The sequence below is a fragment of the Lentzea kentuckyensis genome (assembly GCF_002150765.1).
GTDB lineage: Bacteria > Actinomycetota > Actinomycetes > Mycobacteriales > Pseudonocardiaceae > Lentzea > Lentzea kentuckyensis.
Map to the genome: position 1 here is coordinate 1 of NZ_MUYM01000119.1, position 17,224 is coordinate 17,224.

General features: G+C 69.9%; 18 protein-coding genes. 13 read left to right on the plus strand and 5 right to left on the minus strand.

Features of this window, described 5'->3' with window-relative positions; all coding sequences use genetic code 11:
* Nucleotides 1-786: PucR family transcriptional regulator ligand-binding domain-containing protein (locus B0F77_RS39955; RefSeq protein WP_169731054.1), on the minus strand; the 786-nt coding region annotated here is incomplete at its 3' end.
* A gap of 115 nt (nt 787-901) precedes the next feature.
* Here B0F77_RS39955 and B0F77_RS39960 point away from each other — a divergent pair.
* The 4 genes from B0F77_RS39960 to B0F77_RS39975 are packed head-to-tail and all read left to right on the plus strand — an operon-like array spanning nt 902 to nt 6,286.
* Entirely contained in the window at nt 902-2,344 is a 1,443-nt protein-coding gene (locus tag B0F77_RS39960; protein WP_086668266.1) for a sodium:solute symporter family protein, read from the plus strand.
* Nucleotides 2,341-3,279: an agmatinase gene (gene speB / locus B0F77_RS39965; protein WP_086668267.1), complete on the plus strand. Its 939-nt coding sequence runs from the start codon at nt 2,341-2,343 to the stop codon at nt 3,277-3,279. The genes B0F77_RS39960 and speB overlap by 4 nt, the downstream gene beginning before the upstream one ends.
* Nucleotides 3,276-4,901 (plus strand): thiamine pyrophosphate-binding protein, encoded by a 1,626-nt coding sequence (locus B0F77_RS39970; RefSeq protein ID WP_245849281.1) that lies wholly within the window; start codon nt 3,276-3,278, stop codon nt 4,899-4,901. The genes speB and B0F77_RS39970 overlap by 4 nt, the downstream gene beginning before the upstream one ends.
* Entirely contained in the window at nt 4,898-6,286 is a 1,389-nt protein-coding gene (locus B0F77_RS39975; protein ID WP_086668269.1) for an aminobutyraldehyde dehydrogenase, read from the plus strand. Before B0F77_RS39970 ends, B0F77_RS39975 begins: the two co-directional genes overlap by 4 nt.
* On the opposite strand, the gene B0F77_RS39980 is transcribed toward B0F77_RS39975, so the two are convergent.
* Entirely contained in the window at nt 6,261-7,049 is a 789-nt protein-coding gene (locus B0F77_RS39980) for an oxygenase MpaB family protein (RefSeq protein ID WP_245849282.1), read from the minus strand. The genes B0F77_RS39975 and B0F77_RS39980 overlap by 26 nt on opposite strands.
* Nucleotides 7,050-7,053: 4 nt before the next feature.
* Between B0F77_RS39980 and B0F77_RS47430 the strand changes: the two genes are divergently transcribed.
* The 9 genes from B0F77_RS47430 (at nt 7,054) to B0F77_RS40020 (ending at nt 14,865) form a co-directional block, all read left to right on the plus strand.
* Nucleotides 7,054-7,236, plus strand: a complete 183-nt coding sequence (locus B0F77_RS47430; protein ID WP_143467171.1) for a hypothetical protein — start codon at nt 7,054-7,056, stop codon at nt 7,234-7,236.
* Nucleotides 7,237-7,280: 44 nt separating this feature from the next.
* Nucleotides 7,281-8,363 carry a sensor histidine kinase gene (locus B0F77_RS48295; protein WP_086668271.1) on the plus strand — a complete coding sequence of 361 codons (1,083 nt, stop codon included), beginning with the start codon at nt 7,281-7,283 and terminating at the stop codon, nt 8,361-8,363.
* Nucleotides 8,360-9,010, plus strand: coding sequence for a response regulator (locus tag B0F77_RS39990; protein ID WP_086668272.1), 651 nt, complete (start codon nt 8,360-8,362; stop codon nt 9,008-9,010). The genes B0F77_RS48295 and B0F77_RS39990 overlap by 4 nt, the downstream gene beginning before the upstream one ends.
* Before the next feature lie 114 nt (nt 9,011-9,124).
* Entirely contained in the window at nt 9,125-10,051 is a 927-nt protein-coding gene (locus B0F77_RS39995; RefSeq protein ID WP_086668273.1) for a hypothetical protein, read from the plus strand.
* Nucleotides 10,048-11,079 carry a hypothetical protein gene (locus B0F77_RS40000; RefSeq protein ID WP_086668274.1) on the plus strand — a complete coding sequence of 344 codons (1,032 nt, stop codon included), beginning with the start codon at nt 10,048-10,050 and terminating at the stop codon, nt 11,077-11,079. Before B0F77_RS39995 ends, B0F77_RS40000 begins: the two co-directional genes overlap by 4 nt.
* Complete coding sequence (locus B0F77_RS40005; protein ID WP_086668275.1) at nt 11,076-12,122, plus strand: hypothetical protein; 1,047 nt, start codon at nt 11,076-11,078, stop codon at nt 12,120-12,122. The genes B0F77_RS40000 and B0F77_RS40005 overlap by 4 nt, the downstream gene beginning before the upstream one ends.
* The gene (gene pgsB, locus B0F77_RS40010; RefSeq protein ID WP_086668276.1) at nt 12,122-13,303 is read left to right on the plus strand and encodes a poly-gamma-glutamate synthase PgsB; all 1,182 of its coding nucleotides are present in this window, start codon (nt 12,122-12,124) and stop codon (nt 13,301-13,303) included. The genes B0F77_RS40005 and pgsB overlap by 1 nt, the downstream gene beginning before the upstream one ends.
* Nucleotides 13,297-13,779 (plus strand): poly-gamma-glutamate biosynthesis protein PgsC/CapC, encoded by a 483-nt coding sequence (locus B0F77_RS40015; protein ID WP_086668277.1) that lies wholly within the window; start codon nt 13,297-13,299, stop codon nt 13,777-13,779. Before pgsB ends, B0F77_RS40015 begins: the two co-directional genes overlap by 7 nt.
* A gap of 141 nt (nt 13,780-13,920) precedes the next feature.
* A complete protein-coding gene (locus tag B0F77_RS40020) occupies nt 13,921-14,865 on the plus strand; it encodes a zinc-binding dehydrogenase (RefSeq protein WP_086668278.1) in 945 nt (314 codons plus the stop codon).
* 51 nt (nt 14,866-14,916) lie between these two features.
* Here the strand turns inward: B0F77_RS40020 and B0F77_RS40025 are convergent, their stop codons facing one another.
* The 3 genes from B0F77_RS40025 to B0F77_RS40035 form a co-directional block, all read right to left on the minus strand.
* Complete coding sequence (locus B0F77_RS40025) at nt 14,917-15,627, minus strand: anti-sigma factor family protein (protein WP_086668279.1); 711 nt, start codon at nt 15,625-15,627, stop codon at nt 14,917-14,919.
* Nucleotides 15,624-16,175, minus strand: a complete 552-nt coding sequence (locus B0F77_RS40030; RefSeq protein WP_086668280.1) for a sigma-70 family RNA polymerase sigma factor — start codon at nt 16,173-16,175, stop codon at nt 15,624-15,626. The genes B0F77_RS40025 and B0F77_RS40030 overlap by 4 nt, the downstream gene beginning before the upstream one ends.
* 121 nt (nt 16,176-16,296) lie before the next feature.
* Nucleotides 16,297-17,220 carry a DUF1996 domain-containing protein gene (locus B0F77_RS40035; RefSeq protein ID WP_245849284.1) on the minus strand — a complete coding sequence of 308 codons (924 nt, stop codon included), beginning with the start codon at nt 17,218-17,220 and terminating at the stop codon, nt 16,297-16,299.
* Nucleotides 17,221-17,224: the final 4 nt, after the last annotated feature.

The following is a 17,224-nucleotide window of genomic DNA, read 5'->3' on the forward strand; positions in this document are numbered from 1 at the left end:
CCCCAGCACGTTCCCCACCCCCGTCACCCGCGACCGCAGCAACGCCGAGGCCGCGAGCCGGGCGATCTGGCCGCGTTCGCTCGCCAGGTCCCGCCGCAGCAGCCCGAGCAACGCCAGCGCCACCGCGACGACGGCGCGTTCGGCGGGCGACAGCGACGTCGACCGGCGCACCACGAGCACCGCGGACTCCACGGGGTCGAGCGTGACGTGCTCTCCACCCACCTGGGCCGAGGCCGAACGGGGTCCCGAACCGGACGCGACCCGGCGGGCCAGCGTCGCGACGTCGTCCGGTGCCGAGGCGGGATCCACGAGATCGGCCCGGCAGTTCAGCACCACGGCCAGCGTCGTCAGCACCGACTCGACGGGACGGACACGGGTGGCCGCGCGGGTCAGGGCGCGCTGGCTGTCCGCGAGCATCCGCTGCTCCCGCACCGCGATCTCGGCGAGCAGCGCGCCCAGCGCCTGCGACACCGCGAGGAACGGCGTCGACGGCGGCACCTCCAGCAACGGCATCCCGTGCGCCTCGCAGGCCGGCACCAGCGACGACGGCACCGTCGGGAACTCCGGCTCGACGCCGAACCCGATCGCCGAGACCCCGGACGCGACCAGCCCGGCGACGTACGCGGACACGTCCGCCGGGAACCGCACCCCGGCCGTGAGCAGCAGCTCCTCCCCGACCAGGTACGGCGTCGGGTCCTCCAGCTCGGACACGTGCGCCCACCGGATCGGCCGGTCCAGCCCGTCGGCTCCACACAGGACGGTCAGCCCGAGATCGACTCGCGCCACCAGATCTCTGAGTGGGACGGTTTGCACAACCATAAGCCCAGGATTGTGCACAACGACCACTTACCGGCGCCAGCACGCGTTCCTACTGTGACCTGCAACCCAAGGAGGTCCAACAGTGGCTCTCGACTACGCGGTCATCGCCGCCTACGTGCTCGGCATGCTCGGCATGGGCTGGTGGGGCATGCGCCGCGCCACCAGCAAGAGCGAGTACCTGGTCGCCGGACGCAGGCTCGGCTTCGGCCTGTACTCCGGCACCATGTCCGCCGTCGTGCTCGGCGGCGCGTCGACCATCGGCGGCGTCGGGCTCGGCTACAAGTTCGGCATCTCCGGCGCCTGGATGGTGTTCGCCATCGGCCTCGGCATCCTGCTGCTGAGCGCGCTCTTCGCGCGCCGGATCGTGAAGCTGAAGGTCTACACCGTCTCCCAGATGCTCGATCTCCGCTACGGCGGCAACTCCAGCACCGTCTCCGGTCTGGTGATGGCGGCCTACACGCTGATGCTCACCGTCACGTCCACGATCGCGTACTCCACCATCTTCAACGTCCTCTTCGGACTGCCGAAGTCCGTCGGCGTGATCATCGGCGGCAGCATCGTGGTGCTGTACAGCGTTCTGGGCGGCATGTGGTCGATCACGCTCACCGACATCGTGCAGTTCGTCGTGAAGACGGTCGGCATCCTGTTCCTGCTGCTGCCGATCAGCCTCGCGACCGCGGGCGGCTTCGCCGGCATCAAGGAACGTCTCGACGATCCGGCGATGTTCGACGTGGGCAACATCGGCGCGAGCACGATCGTCACCTACCTGCTGATCTACGTGTTCGGCCTGCTGATCGGCCAGGACATCTGGCAGCGCGTGTTCACCGCGAAGTCGCCGGAGGTCGCGACGTGGGGCGGCGTCACCTCCGGCCTCTACTGCCTCGTCTACGCGGTCGCGGGTGCGCTGATCGGCCTCGCGGGCAAGGCGCTGTACCCGAACATCGCGAACAAGGACGAGGCGTTCGCGACGATCGTCGAGGGACTGCTGCCGACCGGTGTGCGCGGGCTCGTGCTCGCCGCCGCGCTGGCCGCCATGATGTCCACCTCGTCCGGCGCTCTCATCGCCTGCGCCACGGTGGCGTCCAACGACATCTGGCGTCGCAAAGCCACGGCCGGTCGCAACACCGCCTCGGACGTCCACGACAACCGGATGTTCACGCTCGTGATCGGTGTCGTCGCGATCGCCATCGCGGTGGCGCTCAACGACGTCGTGGCCGCGTTGACGGTCGCCTACAACATCCTCGTCGGCGGGCTGCTGGTCGCGATCATCGGCGGTCTGGTGTGGAAGCGCGGCACCCGGCTCGGCGCGATGGTGTCGATGGCCATCGGGTCGCTGACGGCGATCGGGTTCATGGTGTTCGTGGGCGTGTACGCGAACGAAGCCATCTACTACAGCCTCGGCGCGTCCTTCGTGACGTACGTCGTGGTCAGCCTGGCCACCCCCGCGACCGATGCCGCGGTGCTCGCGAACTGGGACCGCAGGCTGGCGGGAGAATCAACCGAAGAGGAACTGGTGACCGCATGATCGGCCCCGTCGACTCCTCCCAGGTCCCGCGCTACGCGGGCCCGGCGACCTTCGCGCGGCTGCCCCGCCTCGACCAGGTGGCGCACGCGGACGTCGCGGTGGTGGGAGTCCCGTTCGACACCGGCGTCTCGTACCGGCCGGGTGCGCGGTTCGCGCCCTCGGCCGTGCGGGAGGCGTCCCGGCTGCTCCGGCCCTACCACCCCGGCCTGGACGTGTCGCCGTTCGAACGGATCCAGGTCGCGGACGGCGGGGACATCGCGGTCAACCCGTTCCACATCGGCGAGGCCATCGAGACGATCGAGGGCGCCGCGTCCGATCTGCAGCGCGACGGGACCCGGCTGGTGACCATCGGCGGTGACCACACGATCGCGTTGCCGTTGCTGCGGGCCGTTTCGCGGATCCACGGGCCGGTGGCGTTGCTGCACTTCGACGCGCACCTCGACACGTGGGACACCTACTTCGGCGAGCCCCACACGCACGGGACGCCGTTCCGGCGCGCGGTCGAGGACGGAATCCTCGACACCGAGGCGATCTCGCACGTCGGCACGCGGGGTCCGTTGTACGGCAGGAAGGATCTCGAGGACGACCGGCGGCTCGGGTTCGGCATCGTGACTTCGGCGGACGTCATGCGGCGGGGCGTCGACGAGACAGTGGACGCGCTACGGCAGCGAATCGGCTCACGGCCGTTGTACGTGTCGATCGACATCGACGTGCTGGATCCGGCGCACGCTCCGGGTACGGGAACGCCGGAGGCCGGCGGGATGACCTCGCGGGAGCTGCTGGAGATCCTGCGCGGGCTGCGCGGACTGAACCTGGTCGGGGCGGATGTCGTCGAGGTCGCGCCGGCCTACGACCACGCGGACATCACTTCTGTGGCAGCGTCACACGTGGCTTTCGACCTGGTGAGCTTGTTGGCGCTGAAGGAGGGCAAGTGACTGTGCCGGCTTCTTCTCGGCGAAACGGTGGCGATGTCGTCGTCGAGACGCTCGAAGCGCTCGGCGCGCACACCGTCTTCGGCATCCCCGGCCAGCACGCGCTCGGGCTGTTCGACGCGCTTCGCCGATCCGAGCTGCGGTACGTCGGTTCGCGGACCGAGGTCAACGCCGCTTTCGCCGCCGACGGGCACGCGCGGATCACCGGTTCCGTGACGCCGTTGCTGGTGTCGACCGGGCCGGGCGCGCTGCAAACCCTTGCCGGGCTGCAGGAATCCGCCGCCGCCTCGGCACCGGTGCTGGGGATCTCGTCGCAGATCCCGGCCGCCGGTCTCGGTGGCGTGCGGGGCGGGTACCTGCACGAGCTGACTGATCAGCTGGCGTCGTTCCGGGACGTGGTCAAGCACGCTCGGGTGGTGCGGCACGCCTCGCAGATCCCGTCCGCGCTGGCCGAGGCCTGGGAGATCGCGCTGAGCGCGCCGTTCGGGCCGGTGTGGGTGGAGATCCCGCAGGACGTGCTGCTCGGACCGGCTTCCGTGCCGCCGGTGACCTCGGTGTCGTGGTCTCCGCGCGAGCTTCATCCACGTCCGGAGCTCGTGGCCGAGGCCGTCAGGTTGCTGGACGGGGCTGCCCGGCCGGTGATCCTGGCCGGTGGTGGCGCTGCCGCGGACGAAGTGCTGGAACTGGCGGAGAAGGTGCGGGCGCCGGTCGTGACGACGTTCGGCGGCAAGGGCAACTTCCCCTGGGAACACCCGCTTTCCGCGCAGTCGTGGCTGGAGGACCGGTACACCACCGAGTTCCTGGCGGACGCGGACGTGCTGCTGGTCGTCGGTTCGGGGCTGGGTGAGCTGTCGAGCAACTACCGGACGTTCCAGCCACGTGGTGCGGTGATCCAGATCGAGGCCGACCTCGGCAAGCTGGAGTCGAACTACCCGGCACTCGGCATCCACGCCGACGCGCGGCACGCGTTGCGCGCCTTGGTTTCCGGGGTGAGGGCCCGGCCGGCGGACGGGCTTGCGGAGGGCCGCGTCCGCACGCTCCTGGACCAGGTCCGGGAACGGTTGGCCACGCAGGAACTGGACCTGGAGTGGCAGGTGCTGGGCGCGGTGCGCGCGGCTGTCCCGGACGGCACGCCGACGTGCTGGGACATGACGATCCTGGCCTACTGGGCCTGGTCGGCCTGGGACCCGCGGGGTGGCGAGCAGTTCTCGGCCCAGGGCGCCGGCGGACTCGGTTACGGCTTCCCTGCCGCGCTCGGCGTCGCGGCGGCGGTGGACGGGCCGGTGCTCGCGGTGTCCGGTGACGGCGGCGCGATGTACGGGATCTCGGAACTGGCCGTGGCCGCCCAGCACGGTTCGCGCGTCGTGTGGCTGATCGTCGACGACGGCGGCTACGGCATCCTGCGCGAGTACATGTCCGACGCGTTCGGCCAGGCCACCGCCACCGAGCTGGCCCGGCCGGACTTCGTGGCGCTCGCCGAGGCGTTCGGCGTGCCCGCCACCCGCAGCACACCCGAGTCGCTGCGCGAAGATCTCGCCAAGGCGTTCGCCGGGGACGGCCCGCACGTGGTGGTGCTGCCCGCGGTGTTGCGCATGTTCGCCCCGACGCATCTGGAGCACACGTGACCGTCGCGAACTTCGTCAACGGCGCAGCGGCCTCCGCACAGGAGACCTCGGCGTTGATCGATCCCACGACCGGCGAGGAGTTCGGCCGCGCCGTCATCTCCCGCGCCGCCGAGGTCGACGCGGCGGTGCGCGCGGCGGAGGCGGCCTTCCCCGCGTGGTCCCGCACGACTCCCGGCGAACGCCAGCTGGCGTTGCTGAAACTCGCGGATCTGCTGGAGGCCAACGCGGAAGCGGTCGCCGACGCGGAGGTCCGCGAGACCGGCAAGATCCGGCCGGTCGTGCTCGGCGACGAGATCCCGCAGTGCGTGGACCAGATCCGGTTCTTCGCCGGTGCCGCCCGCGCGCTCGGCACCGCAGCCGCGGGCGAGTACCTCCCCGGCGCCACCTCCTACCAGCGGCGTGAGGCGGTCGGCGTGATCGCGCAGATCACGCCGTGGAACTACCCGCTGATGATGGCGGTGTGGAAGATCGCGCCGGCGCTCGCGGCGGGCAACACGGTCGTGCTCAAGCCCGCCGACACCACGCCGTCGTCGACCGTGCTGCTGGCAACCCTTGCCGCACAGGTGCTGCCGGCAGGCGTGTTCAACGTCGTGCTGGGCGATCGCGACACGGGCCGGTTGCTCGTCGAACACCCGGTGCCGGCCATGGTGTCGCTGACCGGCTCGACGCGGGCCGGCATCGAGGTGGCTCGCAGCGCGGCCGCGACCGTGAAGCGCACGCACCTCGAACTCGGTGGCAACGCGCCGGTTCTGGTGTTCGACGACGTCGACGTGACGGCCGCGGCGGAGGGCGTCGTGGGCGCCGCCTTCTACAACGCGGGCCAGGACTGCACCGCCGCCACCCGTGTGCTGGTGCATTCGGGCGTGCACGACGAGTTCGTCGCGGCGCTGACGAAGGCGGCGTCCGCGTCCGTGCCGGGGCAGGACTTCGGTCCGTTGAACAGCAAGGCCCAGCTGGACCGCGTGCTCGGGCTGCTCGGAAGGTCGTCCGCGACCGTCCACTGTGGTGGCAGGCAGCACGGTTCGGCCGGCTTCTTCCTGGAGCCCACCGTGCTCTCCGGGCTCGCGCAGGACGACGAGCTCGTGCAGGAGGAGGCGTTCGCGCCGGTGATCACCGTGCAGTCGTTCGCGTCCGACGATGAGGCTGTGGCGCTGGCCAACGGCGTGCCGCAAGGACTCGCGTCGTCGATCTGGACCCGTGACACGAGCCGTGCCGCGGCGCTGACGTCACGGCTCGACTTCGGCGTCGTGTGGGTCAACACGCACGGCCTGGTGGCGTCCGAGATGCCGCACGGTGGGTTCGGCGCCTCGGGTTACGGCAAGGACCTCTCGATGCACGGCCTTGAGGACTACACGCGCGTCAAGCACGTGATGATCGCGCACTGACCATTGCGCGGTAAGGCATCGGGTAGTGCAGCAGGCGGGTCGGGACGATCGCGGAGACCAACCGGATCGTCCTGATCCACCGGCGCAGCCTGCGCTCGTCGCCGTCCGTCCACTCCAGACCGAGCTTCGCCCGCAACTCCGGCGGCAGCGTGCCGACGGCGAAGTCCGGCAGCACCCGTGCCGCGACGGGCCGCACGAACGGCCAGAGCAAGCTCGGCAGGTGCTCACCTCCTGGCGCACGACCGGTCCGCAGTTCGAAGGCCTCCAACAGGCCTGGCACGCCGTCGGTGCGAGTCAGCTGAGTGGCGATCACCTCGTCGACGTACTCCCGCAACGCCGGGAGGTCGCTCGGCATCGTCCTGATGCCGAGCGACCTCCCGGTGTCCCGCCACTCCCGGTACAGCCGCGCTTCGTGGATCGCGGGCAGCCGGGGCCGCAGCAACCGGTACGCCGTGAGCAGCGAGTCGAAGCTGGTGGCGTGCACCCAGCGGAACAGTTCCTCGTCCGCGCCGGGAATCGAGGCGTGCGTCCGCTTCAGCCGTTCCGCTTCGGGAGCGGCCAGCTCACCACCGAACAACCGCAGCTGCGACGACGTGATCGTCCGCGACAGCCGCGCGAACGGGTCGGCGCGGTAGCCGTCGCTCACCGCGGCGGCGATCACCGGGTGGGCGACCTGCATCAGCACCGCCCTGCCCAGCACCACCAGCTCGAACCGGGTGTACCAGCCGAGCCGCCACGTCACCGACTCCGGTCCCAGCGTCACGACCATGATCATCCCGCCTGCCGTGCCGTCCGACGGTGATCATTACCCGAAGGGGTTACGCTCCCCCGCCGGCTGCGTGGAGCTCAAGACAGCCCTGCGGTTGTGCGGCAACGAACGCGAACGCGCTGCCCTGGCCCGCAGGCTCGACGGTCTTGTGCGGCCCGGAAACGCGACCCTGCACACTTGAGTCGCCACCGCTCGAGGGTTGGCGCAGCCCTGTCGTCGATTCGAATGAGACCGGTGGTCGTGATCAGCTCCGTGGTCCAGAGGTTCGAAGCGTGCCAACGGAGCTTTCGCAGGAGAAGACCGCAGCTGCTGGTCGACGTCGCGGCCGTCGTGGTGTGCGGGGTCGTCGACGTCGTCTCCGCGACCGAGCCCGGCGGGACGGCCGGTGCGGTCGGTGCCGCCGTTCTGCTCTTGTTGCGCAGGAAGTTCCCCGCCACCGTGGCGGTGCTGGTCGCCTTGATCGGCTTCCTGTCGCCGGTCCCCGTCTTCGCGGCGGCGTTCTGCGCCCTGTACACGGTCGGTACCCGCGCCCGCCTCGCCGCCGGTGCGTTCGCGGTCGCCGCGACGTCGGCGGTGCTGTTGTTCCCCCTGCCGGCCGACGAGGAGCCGTTCAACGCCACCTTCGTCGCGTCGGAGACGGTGTTGCAGATCGTCCTTCCGCTCGCGATCGGCCTGTACATCCGCCGTTACCGGCAGATGGCGGTGATGCAGCGGGACCAGGCCGTCGCCAGGGAACGTGACCGGATCGCCCGCGAGATGCACGACGTCCTCGGCCACAAGCTGAGCCTCATCGCGTTGCACGCGGGCAAGCTGGAACTCGCCGGCACCGCGGACACCGAGACCGCGCGGCTGCTCGGCGGGACCAGCCGTGAGGCCATGCGCGACCTGCGCCAGATCATCGGCGTGCTGGACGCGGAACCGGTGACGGTGGACGACCTGATCGAGAGCTCGCGCCGAGCGGGCGTGCGGGTCGAGTCGGCGTTGTCCGCTGACCTGCGCACTCTGCCGCCGGAGCTGTCCGACGCCGTGCGGCGAGTGGTGCAGGAGGCGTTGACCAACGTGCACAAGCACGCGGGACCGGTGGACGTCGTCGTCGAGTTCGGGATGATGGAGGGCAGGCCGCGCCTGAGGGTCCGCAACAGCGCACCGGCACGGCCACCGCGGACGTGCGGCACCGGCACCGGACGGGGCCTCGCGACGCTGGCGGCGGAGATCGACAGGCTCGGCGGCCGGTTGAGCTGGGGAGCGGAGGCCGACGGCGGCTTCGGTGTGACCGCGGTGTTCGGGACGAGCGAGGAGGTCGGATGATCTCCGTTGTCGTCGCCGACGACGAACAGCTGGTGAGGGCGGGCATCCGGGGTGTGCTGGAGACCGCGCGGGACGTCACGGTCGTGGCGGAGGCGGCCAGCGGATCCGAGGCGCTGCGGCTGGCTCACGAACATCGGCCCGACGTCCTGCTGATGGACATCCACATGCCCGACGGTGACGGGCTGGCGGCGGCCGAACTGGTGTGCAAGCACGTACCGGCCACCGCGGTCGCGATGCTGACCACGTTCACCTACGACCGGTACGTCCAGCGCGCGCTGCACTCGGGTGCCGTGGGGTTCCTGCTCAAGGACATGGAACCGCGAGCGCTCATCGACGCGGTGCGGGCGATAGCCGCCGGCGACGCCTTTCTCGCGCCCCAGGTGACCCGGTCGCTGCTCACCACGTTCCGCGGCCGGGATCCGCGGCGTGCGCACCACGCCCGAACCCGGTTGGCCGCGCTGAGCGAGCTCGAGCGCAAGGTCCTGCGGCTGCTCGCGGAGGGCCTGGCGAACGCGGAGATCGCGCGTTCCTGCGAGATGAGCGAAGGCTCGGTGAAGGCACACGTCAGCCGCATGCTCGTGAAACTCGACTGCGGCAACCGCGTGCAGCTCGCGATGATCGCCTACGACGCGGAGCACGACTACTGACGGGGCCGGTCACCACCCAGGTGACCAGCGGCAGGCCATCCGGGTGTCCAGTGGTGGTTGGACGATAGTTACATCGGGCGGCGACGCCCACCGTAGCCGTGTCACGTTCGATTTGTGATCAAACTCCGCCCGACGGCACGGGCGAGCGTGGCGCTGGTCTTCGCGATCTTCGTCGTCTGGCTCGTGCTGCTTCTTCTTCCCTCCGGTGAGAAGAAGGAAGACAAACCCGAAGCCGCCGGCAAGACCGACCTGCTGTCCGACGTTCAGCAGTTCGCCCAGGGCATGTCCGCCGAGACGGGCTACCAGCGGCCGACCCAGGCCGAGCGCACCGCCGTCCGCGACGGCGTGCAGCGCGTCCTCGACAACGTGCCGAACGAGGCCAAGGACGTGCTCGCCACGGCGGGCTACACCATCCGGGAACGCGTCGACACCGCGACGCAACGCACGTACCACGAGATCTCCGACAACGCCGAGCCCCAGCGCGGCTGGGGCCGGATCATGATCGACACCTCGGGGAGCTCCCGGCTGGGCGTCGAGGTCCCGCATCCCAAGGCCGACCAGGACAGCGAGTCGCTCGGTGTCGAGCTGTTCCGCAAGGTCCCCGGCTCGGTGCTGGTGGTCGCCGGGGCGCACCGCCGTGCCGCGGAGAACCGGGTGGCCGACATGGCGCACACGACCAACAGCGTCTTCGAGGACGTGCACGAGCTGCTGGTGACACGCCGGGTACCGGTCGTGCAGCTGCACGGGTTCCAGAACGAGACCGCCCCCGACAGCGATGTCGTCGTGTCCGCGGGACCGCCGCTGAACAGCCCGTCGGCGGTGCGGATCGCCCAGGGGCTGGAGTCGGCGGGCCTGTCGGTGTGCAAGCCCTGGGAGACCGGGTGCCCCGGTCTGGAGGCGACCACCAACGTGCAGGCGCGGTACTCCGCCGAGCAGAACGCCGACTTCGTCCACGTCGAGGTGTCCAGGGACATCCGCGACAGCCCTTCGGCACGCGACAAGGTCGCGACCGTGCTCGCTGGAAGGACGATCGGAAGATGAGCCGCACGCGTGTTCCCGGTGTGCTGGCCCCCTGGCTCGTCGGGCTGATCCTGTTCTCCCTGCTCGCAGGGGGCGCTACCGCCTACCTGGCGCGGCCGCGCGCGGTCGCTCCGGTACCCCAGTCCGTGCTCGACGCCCGGCGGGAGAGCACGGCCGCGGCCGCCCAGGCCATCACCCGCTCGCTCAACGGCGGGCTGAGCAGCATGGCCGAGATCGCCACCGTCGTCGAGGAATCGCTGAAGCAGCGCAACCGCGCACTGCTGATCCCGTTCCGGGCGCGGATCTGGAAGTCGCTCTACGTCCTGGACCAGACGACCAGGACCGTGGTCGCCCAGGTCGGTGAAGCCGCGCAGCCCGCGGTGCTGGGCGAGCCCCTGCCGAAGGAAGCGGGCATGAAGATCGCCCAGGTCGGCACCGCACATCAGATCGTGCAGTACACACCCGTCGGCAAACCAGCGGACGCGAAGTACCTCCTGGTCGGGCACTACGACCCGAACCGGCTCAGCGACCTGCTCACGGTGGCGGGCGCGGAGGGCACCTGGCTGGTCGACAAAACCGGCTCCGTGATCGCCGGCGTGGGCGCTGTCAAACAGCCACCGGACGGGTTCGTCCCACCGGCTGCGGATCCCGGTGAGAACGCCGTGGGCAGCCGGGCGCAGCAGACGGGCGATCGGACGGACGTGCTCGCCTGGTCCTCCCTGACCGGGCGGGCGCCGGCGAACGCCCTCGGCTGGAGCGTGGTGTCGAACAAACCCGTCACCGACGTCGCCGTGGCCACCGACGACTCCCGTCGTCGCGCCCTCACCGCCGGCGGGATGCTGGCGGCCCTGATCGTGGTCGTGTTCGCGGCCCTGTACCTGTTCGTGCAGCGTCCGATCCGCCGGCTCCGTCAGGTCAGCGGCGAGGCGGAACCGGCACGGCCCGGACCGAAGCACGGCGAGGCGGGACGTGTCGCGCGCACGTTCGCCCAGGCGCGCAGAACCAGGCCCGAGCGGCCGGCCGACGAACAGCTGGCAGGAAAGCTATGACCAAGCGGAACGCCAAGCGAAGCCGCCGCCACCTCCCGATCGCCGTCGTCATCTGGTCCCTCGGCGCCACCGCTTTCCTGGGCCTCGGCGCGGCCATCGCGACCGCTCCCTCGTCCTGGCTGGTCGAGGACATCCCGCAGAGCGTCATGGCCGAACAGCAGACGCGCACCGCGCTGGCCGCTCGCCAGCTGCAACGTTCACTGGACAGCGGCGCGTCCGACCTCAACGCCGTCGCCGCGGGCATCAAGACGCTGAAGGACGTCGAGACACCGGGCCGTCTGCTCACGCAGCTGGTGGCCACCCGAACCCGGTACCGCGGAGCCGCCTACCTCTCACCGAGCGGCGCCGTGCTGGCCAAAGCCGGCGAGGACGTCGACGCCGGCGTGATCGCCGCGTCGGACAAACCGGCGCTCGCCGCCGGCGCGCCACAGGGCGTGTCCCCGCGGGTCTTCGTCGCGGTACCGGTCACCGGTGACCAGGCGGGCCGGATCGTCGCCGAGTTCAAACCGCAGGCGCTGATCCAACCGCTCGCCCTGGCCGGTCCGGGGAACACGCGGCTGCTCAACGCCGACCGGCTGGTGATCGGCGCGACCTCCGGCTTCACCGCGTTCGAGTCGCTGAGCAGGCCGGACCTCGACCAGGCCGCCCAGTCCGCGAAAACCGCGGGAGCGGGCGCCGCCCTGCACGACGTGGACGGCCGCAGGCACGTCGTCAGCTGGGCGCCGGTGACCACGGCAGAACAGACCCGGCAGCTCGGTCTCACCGTGGTCACCGACCGGCCGGAGACATCGCTGACGCTTCCGCACTCATCGGAGAGAAACGAGCTGGTGCTGCTCGGCGTGCTCATCGCGACCTTCACCGTCGTGATCTTCGGCTGGCTCTACGTGGTGGTCATCGGCCCGCTGCGCACCCTGGCCCGCGATGCCGGGCGGATCGCCGGCGGCGACACGACCGGCGCGGTCATCGTCCGCCGCTACGACCACCTCGGCCTCGTCGCACGCGACCTCGAACGCGTCCGGCGCGGTCTGCTCGGGAGGCCCTGATGTTGTTCCTGTACACGGTTTTCGGCGTCGTCCTCGGCATCCTGCTCATCGCGGGCATCGCCGAGCAACGCCGTCACCTGCGCTCTCTGCACAGCATCCCCAACCGCATCCTGGTCAACGGCATCCGCGGCAAGAGCTCGGTCACCCGGCTGTGCGCCGGGGCGTTGCGCGGCGGCGGCATGACGGTCGTCGCGAAGACCACCGGCACGGCGGCCCGGTTCATCCACCCGGACGCCGGCGAGGAGCCGGTGTACCGCAAGTTCGACATCGCCAACGTGGTCGAGCAGATCGGCATCGTCCGCCGCGCCGCGGCGGCCAAGCCGGACGTGCTGGTCATGGAGTGCATGGCGGTCATGCCCCCGCTGCAGGAGGTCAACCAGACCAAGCTCATCCAGTCCACCATCGGCGTGCTGAGCAACGTCCGTGAGGACCACCTGCAGGAGATGGGCCCGACGCTCGAGGACGTGGCGCGGTCGCTGTCGCGGTCCATGCCCGTCGGCGGCGTCTGCGTCACGGCCGAACGCGACCTGCTGCACATCCTGCAGGAGGAGGCCGACAAGCGGTCGTGCCACCTGATCGCCGTCGATCCCGAGGACGTCGCCGACGAGGAGATGGACGGGTTCGCCTACCACAGCTTCAAGGAGAACGTCGCCATCTCGCTGGAGGTCGCACGCCTGGTCGGGGTGTCGCGCGAGGAGGCGCTGAAAGGAATGTGGGAGGCGCCGCCCGATCCCGGCGTGCTCACCGTCGAGTCCTACCGCTTCGGCGCGAAGACGTTGCGGTTCGCCAACGTCTTCGCGGCCAACGATCCAAGGTCCACCGTGATGAACGTGCGACAGCTCATCGAGAGCCGGCAGATCCAGTCCCCGATCTTCACCCTGATCAACTGCCGGCCCGACCGGGTCGAACGCAACGGCCAGATGGGCGAGATCGTGCCCGAACTGCTCACCGACAAACTCTTCGCGATCGGCCACCCCAGCCGGTCGGCACTGGCCAAGGTCCCACCAGGCTGGCAGGGCAAGGCCTTCGACCTGGGCGGTGGCAACCGGCCGGTCGAGGACATCCTCGAAGCGATCGTCGACCAGATCGACGGCGATGCGTCACTGATCGCCATCGGCAACATTCACGGTCAGGGCGAACTGCTGCTGCACCACCTCGAACAGGAGGTGGAACGGTGCTGACCGCGACGTTGACGCCCGAGGTGGCGGTGGTGGCCATCGCCATCGGGCTGGTGTTCTCGCTCGGCTGCTACCTGGTGTCGAACCTCTCGCCAGGCGGGATGATCACCCCCGGCTGGCTGGCCCTGGCCCTGATCACCGACCCGCGCCGGCTGTGGATCATCGCCGGGGTCACCGTCGTGACCTACTTCGGCACGAAACTGCTGCAACGGCTGGTGATCCTGTACGGCAAGAGACTCTTCGCCACGGTGCTGCTGCTCGGCGTGTTCCTGCAGCTGACGATCTTCTTGTTCCTGTCGAGCGACAAGCCGTTCCTGTTCTCCCACGGCACGCTGGGCTTCATCGTGCCCGGCCTGATCGCCTACCAGTGCGTGCGGCAACCGATCAAGGCGACGCTGATCTCGACGAGCGTGGTCACCGGGCTGTCCTACGTCGTCCTGCTCACCGGTGTCCTGCTCAACTTCCTGCCCCACCGCTAGCTCCACGTTCGGGTGACGCACGCGGGGCCCTTTCGCACTGTCAGAGTGCACGAAAGCGCCCCGCGTGCACCACGGCGACCACGTGGAGTGAACCTGCGACCCCTTGACCTCCAGTTAGGTGGAGTTCATAGCGTCGCGGGCATGTTCGCGATTCGGCAGTACGAGTTCGGCCCGGCTTCGAACCTCCTCTTCGAAGAGGTCCCCGACCCGGAGCCCGCCACCGGTCAGGTCCGCATCACCGTGGCGGCCACCGGCGTCCACCTCGTCGACACCACCATCCGCCAGGGCGGCTTCGGCCCCGTCGACTTCCCGATGACGCCGGGCCGCGAGGTCGCCGGTGTCGTCACGACCCTCGGCGACGACGTCTCCCCCGACTGGCTCGGCCGCCGGGTCGTCGCGCACCTCGGCCAGGCCGGCGGCGGTTACGCCGAACTCGCCGTCGCCAACGTGACCGCACTGCACGCGTTGCCCGACGACGTGTCGTTCGAGGCGGCGGTCGCCATGATCGGTACCGGCCGCACGGTCGTCGGGGTGCTCGACGCGGCACGGTTGACCGCTGACGATGTCGTGCTGGTGACGTCGGCGGCCGGCGGCATGGGCGCGCTCTTCGTGCAGGAGGCACGCAACGTCGGCGCGCGGGTCATCGGCCTCGCGAGCGGCGAGAAGCTCGACCACGTGATGGACAACGGCGCGGACGCCGCCATCGACTACACCCGGCAGGGCTGGGCGGACGGGCTCAAGGACATGACCGTGGTGCTCGACGGCGTCGGTGGCGAGGCCGGGACCCAGGCGCGTAAGACGCTGGGGCCGGGCGGGCGGCAGATCATCTACGGCTGGGCGTCCGGGGAGATGACGCAGATCAGCACGGCGGCGTTGTTCGCCAACAGCCTCACCGCGACCGTCGCGCTCGGGCCGGGGCTGATGCGGCGCGGACTCCGCAACCTCGAGGAGGAGTCGATGGCGGGGCTGGCGAGCGGGCGGTTCGTGCCGTCGATCAACCCGCCGTTCGCGCTGCGGGACGCCGCGAAGGCGCACGAGGCGCTGGAATCCCGTGCCACCGTGGGAAAAGTTGTGCTCAAGCCGTGAGAGAAGGGCCGCTCCCGGCAACGGAAGCGGCCCCTCCTTCCTACCCCTCGGTCACGCCTGGACCGGCACCTCGACGAACTTCTTGCCCGCGAAGTTCTCGACCACGACCGACTGGACGTCGGCCGGTGCGACGAGCGCGGACCCGTCGAGGTTGGTGCCCTCGGCGGCGCCCTTCTTGGACACCACCCAGGAACCCGCCTCCTGCCGGCTGCCGTCCTTCGCCACGACGAAGATCCGGCACTTCTCGCCCTCGGGAATGCCGCTGATCGCCATGTTCGTCCTGACCCAGCCCGCGGCGGGGACGACCTTCACGGTCATCGACGCCTTGGTCACCGGGTCGGTGAAGGTGGCGAGCTTGGTGCCCGTCGGATCCGGTGCGACCGTCGTCGGTGTGGGAAGGGCCACCTGCTCATTGGGAGAAGTGGCCTTACCGACGAAGACACCGGCGCCGAGCACCAGCGCGGCCACGACGGCCGCCGCGGCGCCGAGCGCGAACTGACGACGTCGGGCGACGCCGCCGCGTTCACCGCGCACCTGACGCAAGGTGCGCTGCAACAACAGATCGCCGCCCTCGGGCGGCCCGTCCAGCATGGCCTCCGGCGGCACTTCGCCGAGGTAGGCCTCCATGGCGCGCAGTTCTTCGAGCTCACGCGTGCAGTCAGGGCAGGACGCCAGGTGCTCGTCCATGGCATGCACCTCCTGCTCGTCCAGTGCTCCGAGAACATAGGCACCGAGCAGCTGCGGGTCGTGCTGCGTGGTCATCCGGCCACCCCCTTCAGTGCGACCTGTTGACCGACGAACGTCTCCCTCAGGGCTCGCAACGCGTAATACGATCTTGATTTGACGGTGCCCGGTGGTACCCCGAGCGCCTGCGCCGCCTCCGTCACACTGCGACCGCGGAAATAGATCTCCATCAGCACGTCGCGGTGATCAGAGGACAACCTGTCGAGCGCTTCCAGCACCACCACCGAGTCGACGACCTGGTCGGCGTGGTCACGCTCGATCGGTGGCGTCGCCGGAGACTCGGCCACCTCCTGCGGGCGCGCCGCCTTGGCGCGCACCCTGTCGGTGACGATGTTGCGCGCCACCGTGAGCAACCAGCCGCGCACCGATCCCTTGCCGTTCACGAGGGCGTCGGGATGGCGCCACGCTCGGACGAGGGTCTCCTGGACCACGTCCTCGGCAGCCGCCCGATCGCCGGTCAACCGCGTCGCGTACGCCAGCAGTGCCCGACCGTGCTCCTCGTAGAGCGACCGGATCAGTGCCTCGTCGGCCGCGGTCTCCCGTTTGCGGGAGAACAAAGCCGCCATCCACCCACTCCTCCCCGCCCGCGAACACCTCATGCGGGCGTTCTCTTTCCCAGACCTCAGCCGACACACGAGCAAAGACGGGCTTCGGTTCAACGAAAGTCGACTAAAAGATCTGCGGATGTTAGCGGGAGCCGTTGAGCTGCCGGACCAGTTCACTCATCAGGGCTACCGGCATGACGTTGATGAACATCGCGTGGTCGGTTGCCGGGTCCCGCATCTCCTCGGCAAAGCTGTCGATCGCGAACGGCCTGCCTGCCGGGATGTCGTAGCCGACCGTGACGTGCAGCCGCGGGATCGGGAACGTCCGCGGCGGGCATGCGCCGCCCACCAGAGGAAAGACCACGTGCGTGCGGTGTGATGCGCTGTCGGTGTTGTTGCCGTCCCAGCAGCTGCCGAAGTCGTAACTGCGCAACGTGGTCGCGCTGCCGCACAACGGGTATTTCGTCGTATAGCGGCCTGGTTTGTCCGCGCAGCCCCACCGCGCCCGCGTGTTCGGGCCGTGGTCGTTGGTGAACGCGCTCGGATCGCCGGTGATCAGGCGCACAAACCGCGGCATCGGCAGCACGGCGCTGACCGGGCTGCCCTCGTACCGGATCTCCACGCTCTTGGGCTTCAGCACCTCGCCGGTGTTGCCGTGCAGCCCGCCACCGTCGGCGTGCGCGTCGTGGCCCGTGCGGTCGGTCAGGCGCAGCACCGGCCAGTAGTACGTGGAGAGGTCGCCCTTCTCGCACGTGCTGGGCGCGGCCGCGAGAGAGTCGTTCGTCGACCTCGCGTCGGCCGACTTGTTGCCCACGTACTCGTGTGTGTGGTGCGCGCCGAACGGGATGCCCGGCGAGACGACCGGGTTGTCCGCGTTGAGGTGCCGCTCCTCGTTGGTGCCGCACTCGATGACCACGCTCGGCGTGTCCGGCTCGGTCAGCACCTGATCGAGCTCGCTGACGTACTGGTCAGCGTTGGAAGTCCCGTACAACACTGCGGCGGAGGCCCCGATGACGAGGACCACGACCGCCGCGACCACCAGGGTCATCGGTTTGTTCGGGGCCACGGCT